Source organism: Streptacidiphilus alkalitolerans, assembly GCF_042511045.1.
In the GTDB taxonomy this organism is placed as follows: domain Bacteria; phylum Actinomycetota; class Actinomycetes; order Streptomycetales; family Streptomycetaceae; genus Streptacidiphilus; species Streptacidiphilus alkalitolerans.
In genome coordinates, this window is the sequence record NZ_JBHEZX010000014.1 from 132,607 (window position 1) to 155,890 (window position 23,284).

Annotated in this window: 21 protein-coding genes; 7 read left to right on the forward strand and 14 right to left on the reverse strand. The window is 73.5% G+C overall.

The window, feature by feature from the left end; translation table 11 throughout:
* Position 1 precedes the first annotated feature (1 nt).
* Both ACEZDG_RS27620 and ACEZDG_RS27625 read right to left on the reverse strand, forming a co-directional pair.
* Positions 2-1,009 (reverse strand): C40 family peptidase, encoded by a 1,008-nt coding sequence (locus tag ACEZDG_RS27620; RefSeq protein WP_380514299.1) that lies wholly within the window; start codon positions 1,007-1,009, stop codon positions 2-4.
* 100 nt (positions 1,010-1,109) lie between these two features.
* Positions 1,110-2,228 (reverse strand): SPFH domain-containing protein, encoded by a 1,119-nt coding sequence (locus ACEZDG_RS27625; RefSeq protein ID WP_380514301.1) that lies wholly within the window; start codon positions 2,226-2,228, stop codon positions 1,110-1,112.
* A 153-nt stretch (positions 2,229-2,381) separates the two neighbouring features.
* Here ACEZDG_RS27625 and ACEZDG_RS27630 point away from each other — a divergent pair, with 153 nt between their 5' ends.
* A complete protein-coding gene (locus ACEZDG_RS27630) occupies positions 2,382-4,136 on the forward strand; it encodes an NAD+ synthase (protein ID WP_380514303.1) in 1,755 nt (584 codons plus the stop codon).
* A gap of 15 nt (positions 4,137-4,151) precedes the next feature.
* On the opposite strand, the gene ACEZDG_RS27635 is transcribed toward ACEZDG_RS27630, so the two are convergent.
* From ACEZDG_RS27635 to ACEZDG_RS27645, 3 genes are all read right to left on the reverse strand, one after another.
* Positions 4,152-5,171, reverse strand: coding sequence for an endonuclease/exonuclease/phosphatase family protein (locus tag ACEZDG_RS27635; RefSeq protein WP_380514305.1), 1,020 nt, complete (start codon positions 5,169-5,171; stop codon positions 4,152-4,154).
* Positions 5,172-5,271: 100 nt separating this feature from the next.
* Positions 5,272-5,970: a TetR/AcrR family transcriptional regulator gene (locus tag ACEZDG_RS27640; RefSeq protein WP_380514307.1), complete on the reverse strand. Its 699-nt coding sequence runs from the start codon at positions 5,968-5,970 to the stop codon at positions 5,272-5,274.
* 4 nt (positions 5,971-5,974) lie between these two features.
* Positions 5,975-7,543, reverse strand: coding sequence for an MFS transporter (locus ACEZDG_RS27645; protein ID WP_380514309.1), 1,569 nt, complete (start codon positions 7,541-7,543; stop codon positions 5,975-5,977).
* 158 nt (positions 7,544-7,701) lie between these two features.
* Between ACEZDG_RS27645 and panB the strand changes: the two genes are divergently transcribed.
* The 3 genes from panB to ACEZDG_RS27660 all read left to right on the forward strand — a co-directional run bounded on the left by panB (position 7,702) and on the right by ACEZDG_RS27660 (position 10,507).
* Positions 7,702-8,595: a 3-methyl-2-oxobutanoate hydroxymethyltransferase gene (gene panB / locus ACEZDG_RS27650; RefSeq protein ID WP_380514311.1), complete on the forward strand. Its 894-nt coding sequence runs from the start codon at positions 7,702-7,704 to the stop codon at positions 8,593-8,595.
* Positions 8,596-8,684: 89 nt separating this feature from the next.
* Complete coding sequence (locus ACEZDG_RS27655; RefSeq protein WP_380514313.1) at positions 8,685-9,689, forward strand: ATP-binding cassette domain-containing protein; 1,005 nt, start codon at positions 8,685-8,687, stop codon at positions 9,687-9,689.
* Positions 9,686-10,507 carry an ABC transporter permease gene (locus tag ACEZDG_RS27660; RefSeq protein ID WP_380514315.1) on the forward strand — a complete coding sequence of 274 codons (822 nt, stop codon included), beginning with the start codon at positions 9,686-9,688 and terminating at the stop codon, positions 10,505-10,507. Before ACEZDG_RS27655 ends, ACEZDG_RS27660 begins: the two co-directional genes overlap by 4 nt.
* A 7-nt stretch (positions 10,508-10,514) precedes the next feature.
* Here ACEZDG_RS27660 and ACEZDG_RS27665 read toward each other — a convergent pair whose 3' ends face one another.
* Positions 10,515-13,904 (reverse strand): ATP-binding protein, encoded by a 3,390-nt coding sequence (locus tag ACEZDG_RS27665; protein ID WP_380514317.1) that lies wholly within the window; start codon positions 13,902-13,904, stop codon positions 10,515-10,517.
* Between the two features lie 122 nt (positions 13,905-14,026).
* Here ACEZDG_RS27665 and ACEZDG_RS27670 point away from each other — a divergent pair, with 122 nt between their 5' ends.
* Positions 14,027-14,827 carry a site-2 protease family protein gene (locus ACEZDG_RS27670; protein ID WP_380514319.1) on the forward strand — a complete coding sequence of 267 codons (801 nt, stop codon included), beginning with the start codon at positions 14,027-14,029 and terminating at the stop codon, positions 14,825-14,827.
* A 13-nt stretch (positions 14,828-14,840) separates the two neighbouring features.
* Here ACEZDG_RS27670 and ACEZDG_RS27675 read toward each other — a convergent pair whose 3' ends face one another.
* Entirely contained in the window at positions 14,841-15,011 is a 171-nt protein-coding gene (locus tag ACEZDG_RS27675; protein WP_380514320.1) for a hypothetical protein, read from the reverse strand.
* A gap of 113 nt (positions 15,012-15,124) precedes the next feature.
* Positions 15,125-15,835, reverse strand: coding sequence for an NADPH-dependent F420 reductase (gene npdG / locus ACEZDG_RS27680; RefSeq protein ID WP_380514322.1), 711 nt, complete (start codon positions 15,833-15,835; stop codon positions 15,125-15,127).
* A gap of 47 nt (positions 15,836-15,882) precedes the next feature.
* Between npdG and ACEZDG_RS27685 the strand changes: the two genes are divergently transcribed.
* Positions 15,883-16,500: a hypothetical protein gene (locus ACEZDG_RS27685; protein WP_380514324.1), complete on the forward strand. Its 618-nt coding sequence runs from the start codon at positions 15,883-15,885 to the stop codon at positions 16,498-16,500.
* A 76-nt stretch (positions 16,501-16,576) separates the two neighbouring features.
* Entirely contained in the window at positions 16,577-17,926 is a 1,350-nt protein-coding gene (locus tag ACEZDG_RS27690) for an MFS transporter (protein ID WP_380514326.1), read from the forward strand.
* A gap of 159 nt (positions 17,927-18,085) precedes the next feature.
* Here the strand turns inward: ACEZDG_RS27690 and ACEZDG_RS27695 are convergent, their stop codons facing one another.
* The 6 genes from ACEZDG_RS27695 to ACEZDG_RS27720 all read right to left on the reverse strand — a co-directional run bounded on the left by ACEZDG_RS27695 (position 18,086) and on the right by ACEZDG_RS27720 (position 23,199).
* Positions 18,086-18,628 carry a hypothetical protein gene (locus ACEZDG_RS27695; RefSeq protein ID WP_380514328.1) on the reverse strand — a complete coding sequence of 181 codons (543 nt, stop codon included), beginning with the start codon at positions 18,626-18,628 and terminating at the stop codon, positions 18,086-18,088.
* On the reverse strand, positions 18,625-20,160 hold the full coding sequence (locus ACEZDG_RS27700; protein ID WP_380514330.1) for a DUF58 domain-containing protein: 1,536 nt from the start codon (positions 20,158-20,160) through the stop codon (positions 18,625-18,627). Before ACEZDG_RS27700 ends, ACEZDG_RS27695 begins: the two co-directional genes overlap by 4 nt.
* Positions 20,157-21,188 carry an AAA family ATPase gene (locus ACEZDG_RS27705; RefSeq protein ID WP_380514332.1) on the reverse strand — a complete coding sequence of 344 codons (1,032 nt, stop codon included), beginning with the start codon at positions 21,186-21,188 and terminating at the stop codon, positions 20,157-20,159. The genes ACEZDG_RS27700 and ACEZDG_RS27705 overlap by 4 nt, the downstream gene beginning before the upstream one ends.
* 63 nt (positions 21,189-21,251) lie before the next feature.
* On the reverse strand, positions 21,252-21,791 hold the full coding sequence (locus ACEZDG_RS27710) for a hypothetical protein (protein ID WP_380514334.1): 540 nt from the start codon (positions 21,789-21,791) through the stop codon (positions 21,252-21,254).
* Positions 21,788-22,828 carry a DUF4129 domain-containing protein gene (locus ACEZDG_RS27715; protein WP_380514336.1) on the reverse strand — a complete coding sequence of 347 codons (1,041 nt, stop codon included), beginning with the start codon at positions 22,826-22,828 and terminating at the stop codon, positions 21,788-21,790. The genes ACEZDG_RS27710 and ACEZDG_RS27715 overlap by 4 nt, the downstream gene beginning before the upstream one ends.
* Before the next feature lie 182 nt (positions 22,829-23,010).
* Positions 23,011-23,199, reverse strand: coding sequence for a hypothetical protein (locus ACEZDG_RS27720; RefSeq protein ID WP_380514338.1), 189 nt, complete (start codon positions 23,197-23,199; stop codon positions 23,011-23,013).
* Positions 23,200-23,284: the final 85 nt, after the last annotated feature.

The following is a 23,284-nucleotide window of genomic DNA, read 5'->3' on the forward strand; positions in this document are numbered from 1 at the left end:
GTCAGCTCAGGACACGGCCGAAGTGGGTGGGCCAGTAGCCGGTGGACAGGACCGAGATCCGGACGTCGATGCCGGGGCGCGGGGCCTCGATGTAGCGGTTGTCGCCGAGGTAGATCGCGACATGGTGGATCCCGGACGCCCGGCTGCTGGTGGACCAGAACAGCAGGTCGCCCCGGCGCAGGTCACTCGCGGTGATCGGACGGGTGGCGGTGAACTGGTCGGCGGCCACCCGGGGCAGCTGTATCCCCGCCCGCAGGAACGACTGCTGGACCAGGCCCGAGCAGTCGTAGCCGTTCGGACCGTTGCCGCCCCAGACGTAGGGCTTGCCCAACTGGGCCGAGGCGTAGGCGAGCGCGGACTCGACGGCGCCGGGGGGCGTGGCCTTCGGCGGGCTCGTGGGCGCGGGCACAGGCTTGGGCACCGGCGTGGGGACGGGCGCGGGAGGGTCGGGGGGTGTCGGGGTGGGGGGTTGGGCGGTGCCCTTGGTGTAGCGCAGGTAGACGTCGTAGTGGCTGGTCCAGCGCCAGGCGTGGTCACTGGCCCGCTGGAACCAGTAGCGCTGGCCGTCCCAGCCCTGTCGCAGCGGGGCCTTGAGCGGAGGGGTCGTGGCCGGGGGCGTCTTGGGCGGGGCCGGGGCGGTGGTCGAGCCGGTCGGCGTCAGATGCTGCTGGTAGATGGCGTAGTGGCTGGTCCAGCGCCATTCGCCGTGGGAGCGGAACCAGTAGCGGTGGCCGTCCCAACCGGGGTGGGTGGGGGCCGGGAGGGCGCTGGCGGTGGAGGCGGCGGCCAGGCTCATGCCCGTCCCGCCGACCGTGCCGCCGACCACGACCAGCGCGGAGGTCGCGGCGGCGCGGACCAGCGGGCGTCGTCCGTGCGGGTGCGCGTGCCGCTGGGCCGCGGTGGCCGCGGCGGAGGCGGTGGCGCGGGACGCGGCGGCTGCGGCGCAGTGGATGCATCCGCAGGATGCCGTGCCGACCGCAACGGCGTCGAGTTCTATGAAGGCGGTCATGAGAGCCCTCCCGATGCGGGGCGATTCCGGGCGACGGCGGCCACCCGGGGGTCACGCGGGGTCCGGGGGTCGCCCCCGGAGAGTCGCAGCATGAAGGTGGTCATACCTCTCGGGCTCCGTTCAGCGTTGCGGTGGCGGGGGTCTTGGCGGCGGGGACGGTCTGGGTCTGCGGGTGCGATCCGCCCTGCGGTTGCGATCCGCTCTGCGGCTGCGGCACGCCCTGCGGGGGTGGGACCTCGGCGGGGGTGGTGACGGCGGGGAGGGTGAGGAACGCGGTGACCAGGTCGCGGACCAGGCCGGCCCGGGCCTCGCCGTCGAAGGCCGCGCCGTGGGTGCGTTCCAGCCGGGACACGGCCTGGGCCGCGGTCTCCAGCGCGTCGCCGACGATGACCTCGCGGGTGCCCGCGTCCAGCTCGGCCAGTCGGCGGCGGCGCAGCGCCCGGCCGAACTCGCCGGTGTAGTCGAGGGCGACGGCCTGCGCGGAGTAGACGGCGATGCCGACCGGCGCGGTCTCGGCGATCAGCAGCCGGGTGAGCTCCCCGTCCAGCCACTGTCCGTCGCGCAGGCAGGGGCCCGGGCTGGCGAAGCTGTCGCAGGGCAGGGTCGAGGTGACCCGGCGCAGCGCGGCCTCGGTCGCCGCGGCGAGGTAGCCGCGGTGGTCCTGCACCGCGAAGCGGGCCCTGGCGGTGTCCCGGACCGCCCAGACCAGCAGTACCTCGGCCTGGATCGGGGAGCCCTCGCGGTCGGTGGCGCGGATCGGCTCGCTGCGCCAGTGGCGTACCCGGACGTCCACCGCGTGCCGCTTGAGCAGCGGGTTCACCCACACCAGGCCGGTCCGCCGGACCGTGCCGCGGTATCCGCCCCAGCGGCTGAGCACCCGCGCGGTGCCGACCGGGTTGGCCATCAGGCCGAGCAGCGCGGCGATCCCGACCACCGCGCAGCCGCCCAGCAGCGGCCAGGCGTGCGGCAGCGTCCCGCGCCGGAGCTGCACCAGCACGGCCCCGGCGACGGCGGCGGCGAGGGTGAGCAGCCCGGTCCAGCCGGGGAGGACGAGGCGGGCCGGACGCTCCCTCAGTTCGGCGTCGGCACGCGGCGGACGGCGGACGGCGGTGCCGTGCGCCACGCCGGCAAAGGCACTGTCGGCGGCACCCCCGGCTGAGCCGACGGCGGGACGGCGGGGGACGGGGCTGGCTCCGGCGGGCTTGCTGCGCTGATCCACGTGGATGTCTCCCTCTGGGGCGCGTTCCTGACTGAACGTATCTTTATATCCGACAAATAGTCAAAAGCAGGAGATTGCCGTCTATTAGGGGTGTCCCCTCCTTCGCCCCGCCCCGAACCCCCATAGCGTCGATTAGACGATTAGGCTGGAGCCGTGTCCTACCTACGCCTCGCGCTGAACCAGATCGACACCACCGTCGGCGACATCGCCGGCAACGCCGAGCTCGTCGTCCGCTGGACCAGGCACGCCGCCGACAGGGGCGCCCACCTGGTCGCCTTCCCCGAAATGGCGCTGACCGGCTACCCGGTCGAGGACCTGGCGCTGCGGCCCTCCTTCGTGGACGCCTCCCGCGCCGCGCTGCTCGCGCTGGCCGAGCGGCTGGACGCCGAGGGCCTCGGCTCCACCGCCGTGGTGGTCGGCTACCTGGGCCGGTCCACCACCTCGTCGCCGAAGCTGGGCCTGCCGGTCGGCTCGCCGCAGAACTGTGCGGCGCTGCTGCACGGCGGCCGGGTGGTGACCCGGATGGCCAAGCACCACCTGCCCAACTACGGGGTGTTCGACGAGTTCCGCTACTTCGTCCCGGGCGACACGCTGCCGGTGGTCCGGCTGCACGGCGTGGACGTGGCCCTCGCCATCTGCGAGGACATCTGGCAGGACGGCGGCCGGGTGCAGGCCGCGCAGCAGGCCGGGGCCGGGCTGCTGCTGGTGGTCAACGCCTCCCCCTACGAGGCGGACAAGGACGACACCAGGCTGGAGCTGATCCGGCGCCGGGCCGCCGAGGCCGGCTGCACCCTGGCCTACGTCAACCAGGTCGGCGGCCAGGACGAGCTGGTCTTCGACGGCGACTCGGCCGTGGTCACCGCCTCCGGCGAGGTGCTGGCCCGGGCGCCGCAGTTCGAGGAGGGCTGCGTCCTGGTCGACCTGGACCTGCCGCGGGCCACCGAGCCGGCCGAGGGCAGCCGCTTCGTCGCGGACGGCCTGGAGATCGTCCGCACGGTGCTCTCCGAGGAATCCCTGCCCCAGCCCGCCGAACGGGTGACGCCGGGTCAGGCGCCGCGCCTCGGCGAGGAGGAGGAGATCTACGGCGCCCTGGTCACCGGGCTGCGCGCCTACATCCAGAAGAACGGCTTCAAGTCGGCGCTGGTCGGCCTGTCCGGCGGCATCGACTCCGCGCTGGTGGCGGTGCTGGCGGTGGACGCCATCGGCGCCGAGAACGTGCACTGCGTGTCGATGCCGAGCGCCTACTCCTCGCAGCACTCCAGGGACGACGCCGCCGAGCTGGCCCGGCGCACCGGGCTGCACTTCCGCACGGTGTCGATCGCGCCGATGTTCGACGCCTACATGGGCGCGCTGGGGCTGACCGGCCTGGCCGAGGAGAACCTGCAGTCCCGGCTGCGCGGCACCACCCTGATGGCGATCTCCAACCAGGAGAACCACCTGGTGCTGGCCCCCGGCAACAAGAGCGAGCTGGCCGTCGGCTACTCCACCCTCTACGGCGACTCGGTGGGCGCGTACGGGCCGATCAAGGACGTCTACAAGACCCTGGTCTTCCGGCTGGCGCGGTGGCGCAACCAGGCGGCGGCCGAGCGCGGCGAGACCCCGCCGATCCCGGAGAACACCCTCACCAAGCCGCCGAGCGCGGAGCTGCGCCCGGGGCAGGTGGACACCGACTCGCTGCCGGACTACGACCTGCTGGACGCGGTGCTCACCGCCTACGTCGAACGGGACCTCGGCCGGACCGGGATCCTCGCCGAGGGCTACGACCCGGCCGTGGTGGACCGGGTGGTGCGGCTGGTGGACACGGCCGAGTACAAGCGGCGGCAGTACCCGCCGGGCACCAAGATCTCGTCCAAGAACTTCGGACGCGACCGCCGCCAGCCGATCACCAACCGCTGGCGGGAGGCATAGCACGCACAGCGGGGCTCACAGCTCGATGTGGGCGCCGACCGGCAGGTGGTCGCTGCCGGTCCTGGGCAGGGTCCAGGCGTCGGTCGGGGTCACTCCCCTGGTCATGATCTGGTCGATCCTGGCCATCGGCAGCGCGGCCGGCCAGCTGAAGCCGAAGCCCGATCCGGCGGAGCCCTGGGCCGAGCGCATCTGCGAGGTGACCGGGGCCAGGCTGCGGTCGTTCATGGTGCCGTTGAGGTCCCCGAGCAGCACCACCCTGGACAGCTTCTCGGCGGCCAGCGCCTGCCCCAGCGCCTGGGCGCTGTTGTCGCGCTGGTTGGCGGTGAACCCGGCGTCCAGGTTCACCCGCACCGACGGCATGTGCGCCACATAGACCGCGACGTCGCCGTGCGGGGTGGCGACGGTGGTGCGCAGCGCCCTGGTCCAGCCGATCCTGATGTCCACGGGACCGCTGTCCGACAGCTTGTACTTGGACCACAGCCCGACCGTGCCCTCGACCACGTGGTACGGGTACTCGGCGGCCAGGTCCTGCCGGAAGGCGTCCAGCTCGGCGCCCGCCGACAGCTCCTCCAGCGCGATGACGTCCGGTTTGGCGGCCTCCAGGACCGCGACCGTGCCGGGGATGTCGCTGTTGCCGGCGTTGACGTTGTGCTGGACCACGGTGAAGTCGTAGGAACCACCGCTCTTGTCTGTGAGCAGTGCTCCGAAAAGGTTGACCCAGGCCAGCACCGGCACCAGCAGGACCACCAGCGCCGTCGCCGACCTGCGGATCAGGCCCAGTACCAGCAGCACCGGGATCGCAAGCCCGAGCCAGGGCAGGAAGGTCTCCAGCAGGCTGCCCAGGTTGCCGACCCGGTTGGGCACCTCGGCGTGGAACAGCAGCAGCAGGGTGAGCAGCACAGCCAGCCCGGCCAGGATCCGGCCGCGCCGCCAGGTGGAACGCCCTCTGGCGTCCCGTCCCCAGCCGCCCAGCCCGGGGATCCGCGAGCGCGGCGCCCCTCCGTCCGTGTCCGGATGTGTCTGTGCGTAAACCATCTGCCTACCCAACGTGCCGTTTCGTCCCTGATCTCACCCTATGGGGAGGAGGACGTGCGACCCGCTCGAACAGGTTCCGACTTGCGCAGGAAAGTCCGATCTACACAGGATCCGCCGACGGTTGCGGGGCCAGGCCCTGGAGCAGGGTGTCCACGATGGTCGCGGACAGGGTCGGGTCCTCCAGCGGGGCTCCGGGGCGCAGCAGCGTCCGCGACAGCATCGGGCCGATGACCAGCTCACCGAGCAGGTCGAGGTCGATGTCGCCCCGGATCTCGCCCTGTGCGACGCCCCGGGCGAGCAGCTGCCGCATCCGCTCCCGCCGGGGTTCGATGACCTTCTCGTGGTAGCGCCGGTAGAGCTCGGGCATGGAGCGCAGCTCGTTGGAGATCAGCGCGAGCGAGGAGTGCGAACGCCGGGCCAGCGCGGCGCGGCGCAGGAACTCCAGCGCCGCGACCAGCGCGTCCCGCACGCTGGCGGACAGCAGGGCCGGGTCCGGCTCCGGCTCGTCCAGCCGCTGCAGGACGTCGAGCAGCAGCTCCTCCTTGTTGGGCCAGCGCCGGTAGATGGTGGCCTTGCCGACCCCGGCCTCCCCGGCGATGCCCTCGATGGAGAGCAGCGCCAGCGGATAGCCCTGTTCCAGCAGCCGCAGCACCGCCCCGACGATCGCCTGCTCGGCCGCCTCGCTCCGGGGCCGCCCCCGGCGCGGCGCGGCCGCCGCCGCGTCCGGCACACCCGCGGGCACACCCGCCGGGACGCCTGCCGCCACGCCCGCCACTGCTTCTTCGCCCGTCCTGGTCACCCGTCTATCCTGCCTGCTCCTCCGGCTTCACCCGGCCGGGCAGGAAGGCCAGCGCGACCACCGCCCCGATCAGCGCGACCCCGGAGGAGGCCAGCGCGGTGATGTGCATGGCATGGACGAAGGCGTCCTTCGCCGGGTCCACCAGCCCCGCGGCCCTCGGCCCGATCTTCTGCACGATGCCGAGGGTGCCCTCGATGGACTCCCCCGCCGGGGCGCGCAGCGGCACCGGCAGCACGCCGAGCTTGTCCTGGATGCCGCTGCGGTAGGTGGTGGACAGCAGCGCGCCCAGGATGGCCACCCCGAGCGAGCCGCCGACCTGCCGGAAGGTGTTGTTCACCGCGGAGCCGGAACCCGCCTTCTCCCGGGGCAGCGTGGACATGATGGTGACCGTGGCCGGCGGCATCACCAGGGCCATCCCGGCGCCCTGGAAGAAGGCCAGCACCTCCAGCACCCAGATCCCGGTGTCCCGTCCGAGCAGCAGGAAGCCGGCGAAGGTGGCGGCGATCATCAGCAGCCCCGAGGCGCAGGTCGCCTTGACCCCGAACCGGTCCACCACCAGCCGGGCCCGGGGCGAGACCAGCAGCTGGGCCACGGCCAGCGGCAGCAGCAGCAGTCCGGCCTGCAGCGCCGAGTAGCCGCGGACGCTCTGCAGGTAGAAGACCGAGAAGAAGGTCACCCCCATCAGCGCGAAGAAGGTCAGCCCGACCGCGACCACGGACGCGGAGAAGTGCTTGTTGCGGAACCAGCCCATGTCCAGCACCGGGTGCCGGGTGCGCAGCTGGTAGAGCACGAAGCCGGCCAGCACCAGCAGTCCGACCAGGATCGGCAGCCAGGACTCGGTGACGGTGAAGTCGGCGACCTGGCCGCCCTTGATGATGCCGTAGATCAGCGAGACCAGGCCGACCACGGAGAGCAGCACGCCCAGCGGGTCGAGCTTCCCCGGTTTGGGGTCGCGCGAGTCCGGGACCAGCCAGACCATGCCGATCAGGGCCAGCACCACGATCGGCACGTTCACCAGGAACACCGAGCCCCACCAGAAGTGGGCCAGCAGCAGGCCGCCCGCGATCGGGCCGATGGCGATGGCGAGGCCGACCGCGCCGGACCAGATGCCGATGGCCCGGGGCTGCTCCTCCCGCTCGAAGACGTTCATGATGATGGCCAGCGTGGCCGGCAGCACGAACGCGCCGCCGACGCCCATCGCGGCCCGGTAGCCGATCAGCTCGGCCGGCGAGGTCGCCATCGAGCAGAGCAGCGAGCCGAGGCCGAACACCACCATGCCGAAGAGCAGGGTCTTCTTGCGTCCGAGCCGGTCACCGAGCAGCCCGGCGGTGAACAGCAGCCCGGCGAAGACCAGGGTGTAGGAGTTGATGGCCCATTCGAGCTGGCTCTGGGTCGCGCCGAGGCCGGTGGGCTCGGGGCTGGCGATGGTCTTCATCGCCACATTGAGGATCGAGCTGTCGAGCACGACGACGAGCAGGCTGAAGATCAGGACGGTGAGGATCCCCCAGCGGCGGCGGTGCACCGCCTCGGGGACCCGGCGCGCGGCAGTGGCGGCGGGGGATGTGGTGGTCATGGAGGACACGCTACCCCTATTTTCGATACGGTACCGTCTCGTATCGAAAATACCCGCGCTGCGCGCCCCTTTGCGCACGGCCCGACACGTGCCAGCATGGAGGGGAATCCGGGGACGCCCACCGCGGCGCCACGAGACGACCCAACAGGAGACCAGCCATGCAGCACGGTTCGCTTCCGCCTGCCCCCGCGCCTTCCTCCGCGAACGCGCCCGCGCCGAAGGCCCAGCAGTCCCTCTACGGCGGTGTCACCTCCCGCCGGGTGACGGTGCGCGACCTCGCCGCCGCCAAGCAGCGCGGGGAGCGGTGGCCCATGCTCACCGCCTACGACGCCCCCACCGCCGGGATCTTCGACGAGGCCGGGATCCCGGTCCTGCTCGTCGGCGACTCCGCCGGCAACGTCCACCTCGGCTACGAGAACACCGTGCCGGTGACCATGGACCAGATGGTGATGATGTCGGCCTCGGTGGTGCGCGGCACCAAGCGCGCGCTGGTCGTCGCCGACCTCCCCTTCGGCTCCTACCAGGAGTCCCCGGCGCAGGCCCTGCACAACGCGGTCCGGCTGATGAAGGAGGCCGGGGTCGGCGCGGTCAAGCTGGAGGGCGGCGAGCGCTCCGCCGCCGCGACCGAGCTGCTGGTCCAGGCGGGCGTGCCGGTGATGGCGCACCTCGGCCTCACCCCGCAGTCGGTGCACGCCCTCGGCGGCTACCCGGTCCAGGGGCGCGGCGACGAGGCGGCGCACCAGCTGCTGCGGGACGCCAAGACCGCCGAGAGCGTCGGCGCCTTCGCCCTGGTCCTGGAGGCCGTCCCGGCCGAGCTGGCCGCCGAGGTCACCGCCTCGCTGCACATCCCCACCGTGGGCATCGGGGCGGGCGTCGGCTGCGACGCCCAGGTCCTGGTCTGGACCGACATGGTCGGCCTCACCGGCGGCCGGGTGCCCAAGTTCGTCAAGCAGTACGCCGACCTGCGGGCCACCCTCGGCGACGCCGCCCGGGCCTTCTCCGCCGACGTCATCGCCGCGACCTTCCCGGCCGAGGAGCACACCTTCCACTGACCGCCGGTCCGTCCCCGTCGGGCCTCCGTCAGCCGGGCTGACGGAGGCCCGACGGCGTGCTGACGGTGCCCGCTGCCAGAGTCCTGGCTATGACATGGAGCCCAGGGAAGGCCCCGGCCGTCGCGGTACGGGGGATGGCGAAGTACTACGGAGAGACCAAGGCGCTGGACGGTGTCGACCTCGACGTCCAGGAGGGCACGGTACGGGGGGTGCTGGGCCCGAACGGGGCCGGCAAGACCACGCTGGTGCGGATCCTGTCCACGCTGGTGAAGCCGGACGCCGGCAGCGCCGTGGTGGCCGGCTACGACGTGCTGCGGCAGCCCCGGCAGCTGCGCCGGGCGATCGGCCTGACCGGGCAGTACGCCTCGGTGGACGAGCTGCTGTCCGGCTTCGAGAACCTCTATCTGATCGGGCGGCTGCTGGACCTGTCCGCCAAGGGCGCCAGGGCCAGGGCCACCGAGCTGCTGGAGCGGTTCTCGCTCACCGACGCGGCCAAGCGGCCTGCCAAGACCTACTCCGGCGGGATGCGGCGGCGGCTGGACCTGGCGGCCTCGATGATCGGGCAGCCCCGGGTGCTCTTCCTGGACGAGCCCACCACCGGCCTGGACCCGCGGACCCGCAACGAGGTCTGGCAGGAGGTCCAGCGGATGGTGGGCGAGGGCTCCACCGTGCTGCTGACCACGCAGTACATGGAGGAGGCGGAGCAGCTCGCGCACGACCTGACCGTGATCGACAAGGGCCGGGTGATCGCCGAGGGCAGCGTCGAGGCGCTGAAGCGCGAGGTCGGCGGGCAGACCCTGACGGTCCGTCCGGCCGACCCGGGGCAGCTGGAGCAGATGGTGCGCTGCCTGGCCGCGTTTGGCGCGAGCGACGCCGAGGACCGGCTCGAACTGCCGGTCGGCGGCGAGGAGCAGCTGACCGCGGTGATCGCGGAACTGGCCCGGGGCGGCTTCGGCATCGCCGGGATCGAGACCCGGCTGCCCAGCCTGGAAGAGGTGTTCCTGAGCATCACCGGCACCGGGGCCGCCAAGGACCTGCCGGCCCAGTCACCGAATCAACCCCAGCCGCAGAAGCAGATGGAGAGTGCCCGATGACCACCGCCGCAGTCGCCCCGGTCCGGACGCTGCCGCCGCTGGAGGACCAGCGGATCAGCGTGCGGGCCTCGCTGCACCACATCGGCGCGCTGACCCGCCGCAATCTGATGCGGATCAAGGCCGACCCGGAGTCGATGCTCGACGTCCTGCTGATGCCGATCCTGTTCACCACGCTGTTCGTCTACGTCTTCGGCGGCGCGGTGTCCGGCAACCAGACCAACTACATCCAGTACATGGTGCCCGGGATGCTCGGGCAGATCGGGATCTCGCTGGCGATGGCCGTCGGCACCGGGCTGAACTCCGACTTCAGCACCGGGGTGATGGACCGGTTCCGCACCATGCCGATCGGGCGGGCGTCGGTGCTGATCGCCAAACTCCTTGCGGAGAGCCTGCGTTCGCTGGTCTCGCTGGTGATCCTGATGGCCTTCGCGATGATCCTGGGCCTGCGGATCCATACCGGCCCGCTGCAGCTGCTGGCCGCGCTGGCGCTGGCGATGGCCTTCGGGGCGGGCATGGTCTGGGTGTCGATGCTGCTCGGGATGGCGCTGAAGAACCCTCAGGCGGTGCAGGGAGTGGGCCTGCTGATCGTGATGCCGCTGCAGTTCGGCAGTTCGACCTTCGCGCCGACCAAGACCATGCCGGGCTGGCTGCAGGCGTTCACCAAGGTCAACCCGCTGTCCGCGCTGGCCGACTCCAGCCGGGCGCTGATCAACGGCGGTGCGGTGCTGCATCCGGCGCTGGAGGTGCTGGGCTGGTCGGTCGGGCTGACCGCGGTGTTCGGACCGCTGGCCGTGATGAAGTTCAAGAAGCGCACCTGACGATGCCTCACTCCCCGCGCAGCAGCGCGATCGCCTCGGCCGAACTCAGGGCGGCGCCCTCGGCCCAGGCCTGCTGGTAGGCCTGATCGCCCATCAGTTCCCGCAGCCCCGCGACGGTCTCCTCCATCAGCTGGCGTTCCAGGTGGTGACCCCGGTCGCGCAGCTGCAGGTGCTGGTAGGCGCCGAGGAGCCGGGCGGCGAGCTGTTCCGGCTCGCCGCCCATCGGCACGCCGTCCCGGGCGCAGCGCAGCAGGATGTCCGCGGCGGAGGGGATCAGCATCAGCCCGAGCACATCGTTGACGAAGCTGACCATGGGGTGGTCCGCGATGCTGCCCACCCCGGCCCTGAGCCGCCGCATCCCCTCGACCGGACGGCCCTCCCTGGCGTCGAGCCAGCCCAGCATCCCCTCCAGCATCCCGCTCAGCATGGAGGCCATGCTGCCTGCCCGGAACTCCCCGAGCATCGGTTCCAGCAGGGCCCTGGCCTCGGCGAAGCGCTCCTGGCGTGAGCGCAGGGCCGCCAGCAGCACCGTGCCGAAGAAGCCGGCGCCCTGGCCGAAGCTGGTGTGGACCCGGGAGTTGTCGACACCGAGCAGCAGGTGCCGCTCGCCGCCCTCCAGGTCGCCGGAGCCGAGCAGCGCGTCGCCCAGCCGGACCTGGAGGATGGCGACGCCCTGGTCCGCGCCGATGCTCTCGGCGAGGACGATGGCCCGGCGGGCGCAGTCGGCCGCGGTCGCGTAGTCGCCGGAGAAGGAGGCCGCCTCCGACTGCCCGGCCAGCGCCTCCGCCATCCCCCACCGGTCGCCGAGCCGGCTGAACAGCTCCAGGCTCTCGGCCGCCTCGTCCAGCGACAGTTCGTACTTGCCGGCCTGGTCGTTGTGCATCTTGCAGCTCAGTTGGAGCGCGAAGGCCAGCTCCCAGGGGCGGTCGAAGCGGCGGCAGCCCTCGATCATCCCGTCCACGGTGGAATGCATGTGCTCCACCCGGGCCGCGACCATGGTCACGAAGGCACGGTGGATGCCCGGGATCCGGGCGGACTGCGGCAGTTCCGGCGGGTAGGCCTCGAGGGCGTCGACCGCGAGCCGGGTGAACTCCTCGCTGGGCGTGCGGGTGAAGTCGCCGACCGAGGTGGCGCAGCGGAAGATCAGCAGGCCGCGCACGGCCTCGTCCAGCACCTCGGGCGCCCAGGGCGGCGCCAGGTCCATCGGCCCCAGCGGCAGCGGGACCGGCGGACCCGGCGGGAACTCGGTCGGGCAGAACTCGGCGACGGCGGCCACCCAGGCCCGGGACTCGTCGGTGAAGTCGCGCAGGTTCCAGAACCAGGCCAGGGAGAGCACCAGGCTCAGCGCCTCCTGCTGGTCCCGGGCGGCGACGGCGCGGCGCAGGGCGGCGCGGAGGTTGTCGTGCTCGGCCTCCAGCAGGGCCAGCGCTTCGATCTGCCGCGCCTCGCGCAGCAGCGGGTCGGTGGTCCGGGCCAGCTCACGGAAATGGACGCTGTGACGGAGCGTCACCGCCTCGGCGTCGGGACGCTCGGCGAGGCGCTCGCGCGCGTACTCGTGGATGGTCTCCAGCATCCGGTAGCGCGGGCCGCCCGCGCTGCCGAGGCCGTGCAGGGACGCCTGGACCAGCGACTTGTCGACCAGTGAGGCCAGCAGCGAGGCGATCCTGCCCCGGCCGAGCCCGTCGTGGTCCCCGTGGCCGCCGGGGTCCCCCGGTTCCACCGGGTCGGCGCAGATCTCCTCGACCGCCTCCAGGGTGCAGCCGCCGGCGAAGACCGACAGCCGGGCCAGCAGCGCGCGTTCGGGCTTGTCCAGCAGGTCCCAGCTCCAGTCGACCACCGCGCGCAGGGTCTGCTGGCGCGGCAGCCCGGTCCTGCTGCCCGCGCTGAGCAGCTGGAACCTGCCGTCCAGGCGGTCGGCGAGCTGACGTGGCGTCAGCGCCCGGAGCCGGGCCGCGGCCAGCTCGATGGCCAGCGGCAGTCCGTCCAGGCGGCGGCAGATCTCGGCGCAGGCGTCCGGGTCCTGGGCCGGGTCGGCCGGGTCGAAGCCGGGACGGGCGGCGGCGCCGCGCTCGGCGAGCAGCCGCAGCGCGGCCGGGTCCGGCAGCGGGTCGACCGGACGCACCACCTCGCCGGGGACGCCCAGAGGTTCGCGGCTGGTGGCGAGCACGGTCACCCCGGGGCAGCCCGCGGTGAGCGGCTCGGCCAGCTCGGCGGCGGCCTGGACCAGGTGCTCGCAGTTGTCCAGCACCAGCAGCAGCCGGCGCGGGGCGCAGTGGTCGATCAGCTGCCGCAGCGGGGTCTCCGTCTCCGCCGAGGCCAGCGCCTCGGCGGCCAGCGCCTCGGCCTTGCCGCCCATGTGCAGCTGGGTCCCGCGCAGCCCGAGCGCGCTCAGTACCGCGCCGGGGACGGCCTGCGGGTCGCTCAGCGGCGCCAGCTCCACCATCCACACGCCGTCCGGGTACTCGGCCGCAAGCGCCTCACCGGCCTGCTGGGCCAGCCGGGTCTTGCCGCTGCCGCCGGGGCCGGTCAGCGTCAGCAGCCGCCGGGCCGGGAGCTCGGCCCGGAGCGCGGCGAGGTCGGCGTCCCGGCCGACGAAGCTGGTCAGCCGCGGTCGCAGATTGCCCGCGGCGGCCGAAGCACGGACCGGCGCGGCGGCGGCCGGGGCGGCGGTCCCGGACGGCGCGGCGGCGGGTGCGGGGCGCGGGTTCAGCAGCTGACCGTGCAGGGCCCGCAGCTCGGCGCCCGGGTCGGTGCCCAGCTCAGCCGCCAGGGTGCGGCGGAAGTCCTCGTACGCGAGCAGGGCCTCCGGGGTGCGACCGCTGTCGCGCAGGGCGCGGATCCGCAGCACCCGCAGCGACTCGTCCAGGGGCCGGCGCTCGATCAGGCCGGCCACCTGCTCCAGCACCGGCTCGGTCCGGCCCAGCGCAAGTTCGGCGGCGAGCAGCCGGCGCAGCACCGCGTCCCGCTGCGCCTCGTAGCGGGCCGCCGCGTCCGCCCGGCTGGGCAGGTCGGCCAGCGCGGGGCCGCGCCACAGCGCCAGCGCCGCGCGCAGCTGCTCCACCTCGGCGGAGCCGGCCAGGGCCTCGAACCGCTGCAGGTCGGAGCCGTCGACGGCGAGCCGGTAGCCGTCCGCGGTGGAGCTGATCCGGCCCGGGCCGAGGGCCCGGCGCAGTCGGGCGACCAGGGTCTGCAGCGCGTCCTGCGGATCGGCCGGGGGCCCGTCCGCCCAGATCTCCTCGATCAGCGCCCAGGACGGGACCGCCCGTCCCCCGCGCAGCACCAGCGCGGCGAGCAGCGCGCGCAGCCGCGGCCCCCCGAGCGGCACCGGGGTGCCGTCGTCACGGAGCGCCTGCGTCGTGCCGAGGATCCCGTACCGCATCCGATCATTCTCGTTCATCCGGCGGCTCCGACGGAACGGAGCGCCGATTGTCGACGTTCAGCAGGTTGTCGCTTGTCCCGGAGTCGGTAAGCCGGAATGATCGGCACTCCCTTCCCAGTTATCGGAGCCTGAGAATCCGTATGACCTTCACCGACGTCCGCCCCCGGTCCGACCGGAAGATCAGCGTGATCTTCTGGGTGCTGCTCGCCGTTCTGGCCACCTCCGGCTGGGCGCTGTGGACCGGCTGGGGCAATGCCAGGTTCGGCATCTTCCTCTTCGTCATCGCCGGCTGGCTGGTCTCGCTGTGCCTGCACGAGTACGCCCACGCGCGGACCGCGCTGCACGGCGGCGACATCTCGGTGGGGAGCAAGGGATACCTGACCCTCAACCCGCTGAAGTACACCCACCCGATCTACAGCTTCGTCCTGCCGGTGGTGTTCCTGATCCTGGGCGGCATCGCGATGCCCGGCGGCGCGGTCTACATCGAGCGCGGGCGGATCCAGGGGAAGTGGAAGCACAGCGCGGTCTCGGCGGCGGGCCCGGCGGTGAACCTGGCCTTCGCGCTGGTCCTGCTGCTGCTGCTCGGTCAGGTGGGCCTGGACACCACCCACGTGGCCTTCTTCGAGGGCCTCGGCTACCTGGCCCTGCTGCAGGTGATGGCCGGGATCCTGAACCTGGTGCCGATGCCCGGCATGGACGGCTACGGCATCATCGAGCCCTGGCTGTCCTACGCCAACCGCCGCGCCTTCGCGAACATCGCCCCGTACGGGATGATGATCCTCTTCCTGCTGCTGTGGAACCCGACGATCAACAACTGGTTCTTCAACACCGTGATCTTCGGCATCCTGGGCCACTTCGGCGACAGCTCGACCTTCGCCTACTACGGGATGGGCTCGTTCCAGATCCTGAACTTCCACCTCGGCGGCATCTTCGGCAACTGACGGCGCCCAGCGGCTACGGCTGCTGCACCCGGTCGCGGCGCCACTGCACCCAGCCGATGTTGCTGGCGATCCCGGCCAGCAGCACCGAGACCAGCCCGAGCCAGAAGCCGGCGAGCACCGAGACGACGGCGGCGATCAGGCACAGCGCGGCGAGGACGAAGGCGAGCAGGGCCAAACGGGACATCTGGGAACTCCGCGGAGGGGTAAGGGCGGGCCGGGCAGGGACCATTGTCCCCCGCCCGGCCCGCCCCCCGTGCAGGAGGGTCGCGCCGTGCAGCGGGGTCGCCCCCGGCGGGGTCAGACGTCGGTGATCCGCAGGCCCGCGTGGGCCTTGTAGCGGCGGTTCACCGAGATCAGGTTGGCCACCAGCGACTCCACCTGGTGCGCGTTGCGCAGCCGTCCGGCGAACACTCCGCGCATCCCGGGCATCCGCTCGGCCAGGGCCTGCACCGCGTCCGTGGCCGCCCGCTCCTCGCCGAGCACCAGCACGTCGATCTCGACCCGGTCCACCGACGGGTCCAGCAGCAGCACTGCCGAGAGGTGGTGGAACGCCGCCGTCACCCGGGAGTCGGGCAGCAGCGCGGCGGCCTGCTGGGCCGCGCTCCCCTCCTCCGGCTTCAGCGCGTAGGCGCCCTGCTTGTCGAAGCCGAGCGGGTTGACGCAGTCCACCACGATCTTCCCGGCCAGCTCCGACCGCAGCGCGGCCAGCAGCTCGGCGTGGCCCTCCCAGGGCACGGCGACGATGACGATGTCGCTGGTCGCGGCGGTGGTCGCGTTGTCCGCGCCGCGCACGCCGTGGCCCAGCTCGTCGGCCTTCTCCTGGGCGCGCTCGGCGCTGCGCGAGCCGATCACCACCTGCTGGCCCGCCCTGGCCAGCCGGTAGGCCAGGCCGCGGCCCTGCGGCCCGGTGCCGCCGAGGACTCCGACCACGAGACCGGAGACGTCCGGCAGGTCGTGCGGGCTGCGGGCGGGAGCGGGGGCGGGAGCTGGGGCTTCAGGTGTACTCATTCCCGAATCCTCCCATCACCGCGGCCGACTGCGGCAGCATGGGGACCATGGATGCGGCCAGGGTCACAGTGCTGCGGGAACTCCTCGCCGGGACGGCGTGGCTGGAGCGGACGTACGACTTCGCGGGAGCGCTGCGCGGCTCGGTCTCCCGCGCCTCGGCCGCGCCGGACGGGCTGCTGCTGGTCGGCACCCGCGGCGCGGAACCGTGGCACCTCGCCGCGCACCTGGACGACGAGGCCGCCTGGTCCGGGCTGCCCCAGCTCTCCCCCACCCTGGTCCGGCGGCTGGTCCCGCCGGGCGCGCCGCCGCACCTTTCGGTACCGATGCAGCGGCTGGAACAGGCCCGGCGCGGTGAGACGGTGTTCGTGGTCGCCCCGGAGAGCGCGGACGGCGGCCTGCTGGAACGGGTGCACGACGCGCGGCGGGCCGGGGCCACGGTGCTGGCGCTGGAGAACGGCGACCGGGAGCTGCGCGGACTCGCCCACGAGGCGCTGACCGTCCCGGCCGAGGAGGACACGCTGAGCGCGGTGGGTTTCGACGCGGTGCAGCACCTGGTCAGCAGCGCCGCCGGGACCGACCCCGGCGCGGGACGGCGGCGCACCCGGCGGGCGCTGGCCGGGATCATCGCCCGGCTCACCGCGCCCGCACCGCCGATGCGCTGGTGATGCGCGGGGTGATGTCCTGGTGAGCCGTCAATAACCATTTGCCCCGATACCGCCGTCCGGGTCAGGATCACCCCTTGTGACCTCGAACGACGCCCCTCCCGAAGGACGGCGGCTGCGCCGCCTGCTCTCCCAGTTCAGCGTGGACCTCGCCCCCTGGCACAGCTCACGGGACTTCCGGCTGCTGTGGAGCGCGGGCGCGATCACCGTCTTCGGCAGCTTCCTGACCCTGGTCGCGGTGCCGCTGCAGCTCAAGCAGCTGACCGGGTCCTCGCTCGCGGTCGGGCTGATCGGCGCGGTGGAACTGGTCCCGCTGGTGCTCTGCGGGCTGTGGGGCGGGGTCCTCGCGGACGCCATGGACCGGCGGAAGCTGGTCGTCCGCAGCGAGTTGGCGCAGGGGGTCTGCGCGGCGGCGCTGCTGCTGAACGCGCTGCTCCCGCACCCCGCGGTCTGGCCGCTGTACGTGGTGGCCGGGCTTGCCTCGGCCTTCGGCTCGCTCCAGCGGCCCTCGCTGGACGCGCTCACCCCGCAGATCGTCGCCCACGACCAGCTCACCGCCGCGGCCTCGCTCACCTCGCTGCGCTGGAACGTCGGCGCGATCGCCGGGCCCGCGCTGGCCGGCGTCGTCGCCACCACGGCCGGCGTCCCGGTGGCGTACGCGATCGACCTGGGCACGTTCGCGGTCTCGGTGCTGCTGATGTACCGGCTGCGCCCGGTCCCGCCGTCGCCCTCGGCGGAGAAGCCGTCCGTCGGCGCGATCGTGGACGGCCTCCGCTACGCCCGCAGCCGGCCCGAACTGCTCGGCACCTACGCGGTCGACCTGGCGGCGATGCTGTTCGCGATGCCGACCGCGGTCTTCCCCTTCCTCGCGGACCGGCTGCACGCCAGCTGGTCCCTGGGGTTGATGTACGCGTCCTTCGCGGTCGGCTCGCTGCTGGTCACGCTGACCAGCCGCTGGGCCGGCCAGGTGCACCGGCACGGACGGATGGTGGTCTGGGCCGCGATGGCCTGGGGCGCGGCGATCGCCGGCGCGGGCCTCAGCGGCGAGGTGTGGCTGGTGCTGCTCTGCCTGGTCGCGGCGGGCGGCGCGGACATGGTCAGCGGACTGTTCCGCTCCACCATGTGGAACGGAACCATCCCGGACGAGTACCGCGGACGGCTGGCCGGGGTCGAACTGCTGAGCTACTCGGTGGGGCCGCAGCTGGGACAGGTCCGCGCGGGCGGGATGGCCGCGGTGGTCGGCGTCCGCGCCTCGATCTGGGTCGGCGGCGCGGCCTGCGTGGTCGCCGTCGGCGCGCTGGCCGTCTCCCTCCCCGCGCTGCTCCGCTACGACGCCCGCACCAACCCCCACGCCCTCGCGCTCCGCGCCCACCGCGAGGCCGAATTCTCGGCGGAAGCAACGGAGGTGGCCGCCCCGGCACTCGGCTAGGCCTGCCCGGCCGGGCTTCGCGAAGGCGAGGGTGCGGCCCCGCCGTGTGGGTTCCGCCGGCCCGAGGCCGGGGCGCGGCCGGCGCCAACGCGGCGGAGCCGCGCGCCTTGCCGTGCCTCAGCGTGCGAAGCACCCCCATGCGGCGGAGCCGACATGTGTCTACGGTCGGCGGCGAGGAGTGAGGGCGGCGATGACGGCTGCTGCCGCGCCTGCCAGGGCGAGGGCGGCGAGGAGCCGGGCCCAGGGGCCGGTGGGGGCTACCGGGAGCAGCGCCGCGGTCAGGGCCACCGCGCTCGCGCCGTAGGCGCAGAGCAGGACCAGCGGGCGGCGCAGCAGCCGGGCCGCGGGCGGGCCCGCCGCCAGCGCGTCCACGCAGAGCAGATAGGTCAGCAGCAGCGCCGTGTCGCAGGCGGCCAGCCACCCCGGCGGCGGGTTGAAGGCCGCGAGGACCACGCACATCACCGCGAAAGCGGTATTGCGGTGCCGGGACAGCCGGTTGCGCCAGCGGAAGCCGAGCGCGACCGGACGGGCCGTCAGCGGCGTGGCCGCGAACCACGCGGCGAGCCCCGCGGCCAGCGGCAGCACCAGGTCGACCGTCGGACGCCCGGCCCACGCGGTCGGGTCGGTGACCAGCAGGGCGACCAGGCAGCCGAGGTAGCGCGCGAGTTGGTCCACCCCCGAAGGGGCGGTAGTGGTGGTCAACTGACTCTCCCTTGGAGGCGGCTGCGCAGCAGCGGGGCCAGCGACAGGTCCAGGGTCTCGCCGAGCCAGGGGACCACCGGGATGCCCTTCTCGACCAGGCTGTAGCGGACCGCCTCGCGGTCCAACCGCCAGAGCCGCAGCGCGAGTTGCTCCACCGCGTCGCTGGCGGAGACCCGGGGGTCGCCGATCGGGACCTCCACCACCACGATCGGGTTGCCACGCTCGGCCAGACCGCCGAGCACCTCCATGATCCGGTTGTCGGCCAGCGGTGTGACCGCGTACACCAGCGCGCCGTGCGGCAGCGCGGGCGGGGGCAGCCGGTTCAGGTCGGGGGTGTTGAAGGCCAGGTCGCGGCGGACGTCCAGGACGGTCTGCACGATCCGGTAGAAGTAGGCGTCGCCCATGCCCGGCTGCAGCCAGTACAGCTTGCCGCCGACCGAGACGATGCCGACCCGGTCGTGGCTGCGCAGATAGGTGCGGACCAGACCCGCGGCGACCCGCAGCGACTCGTCCAGGCTGGAGCGTCCGGTGACCGGGTCCGCGACGTCGGCGAAGGCGTCCAGCAGGATCACCGCGTCGGCGGCGCGTTCGGCGGCGAACTGGTTGATCTGGATGCTGCCGCGCCGGGTGGTGGACGGCCAGTGGATCCGCCGCTGCCGCTCGCCCCAGACGTGCGGGCGGACCCCGATCACCTCGATGCCCTCGCCGGTCTGCCGGGCGGTGTGCTCGCCGAGCCGGTCCGGCAGCCGGACCGGGATCGGCGTGAAACTGCCGTCGGCCGGCAGCGGGAAGACCTCGACCTCGCCCAGGTCGACCCTGACCGTGCTCCGGGCGAGGCCGCCGGCGTCGTACAGGTCGAGGTCGACCACGCCGAGGGACCAGCGCCCCCAGCGCCGGGCGGCGAAGCCGAGGGTCACCACCGGGCCGCTGACCTGCACCGACACCAGCTCGGCGCCGGGTCCTGGGGAGACTCCCGGGTCGATCCAGCCGACCAGGCCGTCGAAGGCGACGGTGACCACCGCGGTGAGCGGCTCGCCCTCGAAGCAGCGGCGGCTGGGCACGTCGGCCTCGACCTCGGACCTGGACGGACGGCTGCCGGCCGAGCCTGAGAGCAGCAGCAGGGCGGCCGGGCCGGCCGCCAGGGCCAGCAGCCAGGGTTGGCCGGTGAGCACCGCCGCCGCGACCGCGACCACCGCGACGGTGATGAGCCGCAGCGCCCGCTCGGCCGGGCGCCAGCCCTCGGGCCGGACCGAGGGCGGCTCGGAGTCGGCCCTGGCCTCCCCGTCCCGCCCGAGCGCGCGGCGGACCGCCGCGGACACCGGTGCGCCCGGCGGCGGCACGGCGGGTGCCTGGGCCGACGCCTGACCTGCCGGCGCCTGGACGGTCGGGGTCGGGACGGTCGGAGTTGGGCTCCGCGGGGCGGCCGGGACCGGCTCGAAGGTCGCCCGCCGCTCCGCGGCCCGGCGCGCGGACCGGCGCTCCGGCTTCGGCCGGGGCTCGGGCGAGGGCGGCACCGGCTGACGGGTCGTCATGTCTGCTGCGGCTGCGCCGGAACCGCCGGCGCGGCCGTCCGCGGGGTGGTGCGCGGCGTCGGGACGGACTCGACCAGCCCGGCGATGACGTCGTCGGCGCTGATCCGGCGCACCCACAACTCCGGTCGCAGGCTGATCCGGTGGGCCAGCGCGGGCACCGCGATGGACTTGACGTCCTCCGGGGTGACGAAGTCCCGTCCGGACATCACCGCCCGGGCCCTGGCGAGTTGGACCAGGGCGAGGCCGCCGCGCGGCGACGCGCCGACCTGGATCTGGGCGTGCCGACGGGTCGCGTCGATCAGCGCCACGATGTAGTCGACCAGGTCGTCGTCGATCTCGACCCGCTCAAGGCTGTCCCGCATCGCCAGCACCTCGGCCGGGTCCGACAGCGGCTTCAGCACGGCCTCGGGGGCGGCGCGGTCCAGCCGCGCCCTCAGCATCGCGGCCTCGTCGGCGACCGGCAGGTAGCCCATCCTGACCCGGAGCAGGAAGCGGTCGAGCTGGGCCTCGGGCAGCGTGTACGTGCCCTCGTACTCAATGGGGTTGTCGGTGGCGATGACCACGAACGGCGCGGGCAGCGGACGGGTCACCCCGTCCACCGAGACCTGGGCCTCGGCCATGGCCTCGAGCAGCGCGGCCTGGGTCTTCGGGGGCGTCCGGTTGATCTCGTCGGCGAGCAGCAGGTGGGTGAACACCGGGCCGGGCCGGAACACCATCTCGCCGGTGCGCTGGTCGTAGAACGGGGCGCCGGACACGTCCGAGGGCAGCAGGTCGGGGGTGAACTGGATCCGGCTGAAGTCCAGGCCGAGGACCGAGGCGAAGGAGCGGGCGAGCAGGGTCTTGCCGAGGCCCGGCAGGTCCTCGATCAGCACGTGCCCTCCGGCGAGCACGCCGAGCATCACCAGCTCCAGCGCGGCCCGCTTGCCGACGACGGCGCGCTCGACCTCGGCGAGGACGGCATGGGCGCGCTCGCCCGCCTGCTGGGGCGTCAGGACGGGGACGGCATCCTGCGGGCTCAGGTTGGACACGGTGCTCCTATGTCGTGCGTGTGGTGCATGCGGAAGGACTGCTGAGGAACTGCTGAGGGTGCGTCATAGCGTTTCCAGGCGCTCGACCAGCGCGGCCAGGGTCCGGTCGGGGATCGGCCCGGGGGCGAGTCTGGGGTCGACCTTCGGGGCGTCCTTGCTCAGCCGGGGCTTGGCCGGGTCGATCCAGGGCCAGAGTTCGGGGCCGAGCAGCGCCGCGGCCCGGCCCGGCTCGGTGTACAGGGAGACGCCGTGCCGCTCGGCCAGCCGGACCGCGTAGAGCCGCTGCAGCAGCGGGCGCAGATGCAGCTCGTACCCGGCCAGCGACTCGCGGGCGTCGTCGATGGCGGCGTCCCAGTAGCGCAGGGTCGGCTCGCGGCTGCTGACCAGGCGCACCTTGCGGCGGTAGTCGCTGTCCATGGCCTCGGCGCCGTGCACATAGCGGGCCGCCAGCAGCGCGGCGGCGACCAGCACGGCCGCGCCGACACCGGCCACAGCCAGGCCGCCGACCAGGGCGAGGGCGGTCTCGCAGCCGACCGCGGCGATGCCGAGCACGGCCAGGGCCTCGGGCAGGACCGCGATCCGCGGGGCGGGACGTGAGCTCATCGGGCCGACACCTCACTGGCTTCGGAACCCTCGGCGGCTGCGGCGGCCTCGCGTTCGGCGGCCAGCGCCGCCCTGCGCCCGGCCAGCAGCGTCCCGATGGCGTCGAGCGCGCTTCTGGCCCGGTCCAGCTCGGCCCGGCTCATCGGATGGCTGGAGTAGCGGGCCACCCGGAACAGGTCGGCCAGCTGCTGCGGCGCCGGGCCGACCAGCAGGCCCGCCTCGGCGGCCCGCCGCAGCAGGTCGGCGGGGCTGTCCGAGGCCCGGCGGCCGAGGCCGCTCTCGGCCAGCGAGTCCTCCATCGCGGCGTAGCAGGCGATCACCGCGGCCCGGACGTCCTCCCCCTGCAGCGCGAGCCGGCCTGCGCTGACCGCGGCCGAGAGCGCCTGCTCCTCGGGAGCGGGTTCGAGCGTGCCGACCAGTTCGGACGGGACCCCCGGGCCCCGGCCGAGGTAGCGGCGGGCCAGCACCACCACGAGCACCAGCAGCGCCGCCGACGCCAGCACCAGCAGCCCGAGCAGCAGGTACGGCAGCGAGATCGGGTGCGGCATGTGGAAGTTCGAACCGTTGCCCGAGCCGGTCTCGGTGACCGGCCGGGCCTTCATGGTGGGCATCGGCGCCGGTGGGGCCGCCGGGGGCGGCGGCGCCGGGTCGGTCTTCGCCATGCCGACCAGCACCAGGGCGACGGCGGTGCCGAGCACGGTCAGCACCACGGCGGTGACGGTCAGGGTGACCAGGCGGCCCTCCCTGGCGGTGCCCATCGGGCGCTCGTTCTGCCGGGCGTAGTACTTGGCGACCAGGTACCAGCCGCCCGCGGCCACCGCCAGCAGGACCAGCAGCCACTCGCCGTGCAGCGGCCCGACGCCGTCCAGCACTCCGCTACCGTCGCCGCCGCTGCTGTTGTCCGCGGCGTTCAGGGACAGCGCGGTGACGGCGAGGCCGACGACCATGGCGAGCAGCAGCAGCGCCCGGGGGCCGCCGGGCCGGCCCGGCCCGTTCCGGATCCCGGACCGCCGCGCCGCACCCGTGTCGTCCGCCACGCCCCTGATGCCCCCGCGCCCTTGCCGTACGTCACCGGCCCGTGCGGAGCACCACCATGTGCGTACGCGAGCCAGTCTCGACGGCCACCCTGGCATGCCGGGCGGCCCTGCGCCAAGGGATGTCCGTGATGTCCGGCTCGTCCCCCGGCGCGGGCGGGCCGGTCACGTCCGGCCAGGTGGGGCTACTTCCAGCGGGGGTCGTTGTCCCACTCCTCGTTGCGCTCCTTGGTGCGCTCGATCGCCCTGGCCGCCTCCGCCTCGGTCGCGTACGGGCCGAGCCGGTTGCGGGCCGGACAGACCATCCCCTCTTCGACGGTCTTGTGCTTGAGGCAGTAGAACCAGCCCTCGGCCTTGTCGACTCCATCGGCCATGACCCGTCGTCTCCTTCACTGTCACTGTCTTCGCTGTCACTGGCGTCTTCGCTGTCACTGGCGTCACATGTTCTGTGGCGTCCCG

What these genes read in the sequence shown, in the direction of transcription:
- npdG (WP_380514322.1), bottom strand. Translation starts at nt 15,835, where the DNA reads ATGAGTACACCTGAAGCCCCAGCTCCCGCCCCCGCTCCCGCCCGCAGC.
- ACEZDG_RS27720 (WP_380514338.1), bottom strand. Translation starts at nt 23,199, where the DNA reads ATGGCCGATGGAGTCGACAAGGCCGAGGGCTGGTTCTACTGCCTCAAG.
- ACEZDG_RS27660 (WP_380514315.1), top strand. Translation starts at nt 9,686, where the DNA reads ATGACCACCGCCGCAGTCGCCCCGGTCCGGACGCTGCCGCCGCTGGAG.
- panB (WP_380514311.1), top strand. Translation starts at nt 7,702, where the DNA reads ATGCAGCACGGTTCGCTTCCGCCTGCCCCCGCGCCTTCCTCCGCGAAC.
- ACEZDG_RS27645 (WP_380514309.1), bottom strand. Translation starts at nt 7,543, where the DNA reads ATGACCACCACATCCCCCGCCGCCACTGCCGCGCGCCGGGTCCCCGAG.
- ACEZDG_RS27675 (WP_380514320.1), bottom strand. Translation starts at nt 15,011, where the DNA reads ATGTCCCGTTTGGCCCTGCTCGCCTTCGTCCTCGCCGCGCTGTGCCTG.
- ACEZDG_RS27635 (WP_380514305.1), bottom strand. Translation starts at nt 5,171, where the DNA reads ATGGTTTACGCACAGACACATCCGGACACGGACGGAGGGGCGCCGCGC.
- ACEZDG_RS27700 (WP_380514330.1), bottom strand. Translation starts at nt 20,160, where the DNA reads ATGACGACCCGTCAGCCGGTGCCGCCCTCGCCCGAGCCCCGGCCGAAG.
- ACEZDG_RS27685 (WP_380514324.1), top strand. Translation starts at nt 15,883, where the DNA reads ATGGATGCGGCCAGGGTCACAGTGCTGCGGGAACTCCTCGCCGGGACG.
- ACEZDG_RS27665 (WP_380514317.1), bottom strand. Translation starts at nt 13,904, where the DNA reads ATGAACGAGAATGATCGGATGCGGTACGGGATCCTCGGCACGACGCAG.
- ACEZDG_RS27710 (WP_380514334.1), bottom strand. Translation starts at nt 21,791, where the DNA reads ATGAGCTCACGTCCCGCCCCGCGGATCGCGGTCCTGCCCGAGGCCCTG.
- ACEZDG_RS27670 (WP_380514319.1), top strand. Translation starts at nt 14,027, where the DNA reads ATGACCTTCACCGACGTCCGCCCCCGGTCCGACCGGAAGATCAGCGTG.
- ACEZDG_RS27655 (WP_380514313.1), top strand. Translation starts at nt 8,685, where the DNA reads ATGACATGGAGCCCAGGGAAGGCCCCGGCCGTCGCGGTACGGGGGATG.
- ACEZDG_RS27620 (WP_380514299.1), bottom strand. Translation starts at nt 1,009, where the DNA reads ATGACCGCCTTCATAGAACTCGACGCCGTTGCGGTCGGCACGGCATCC.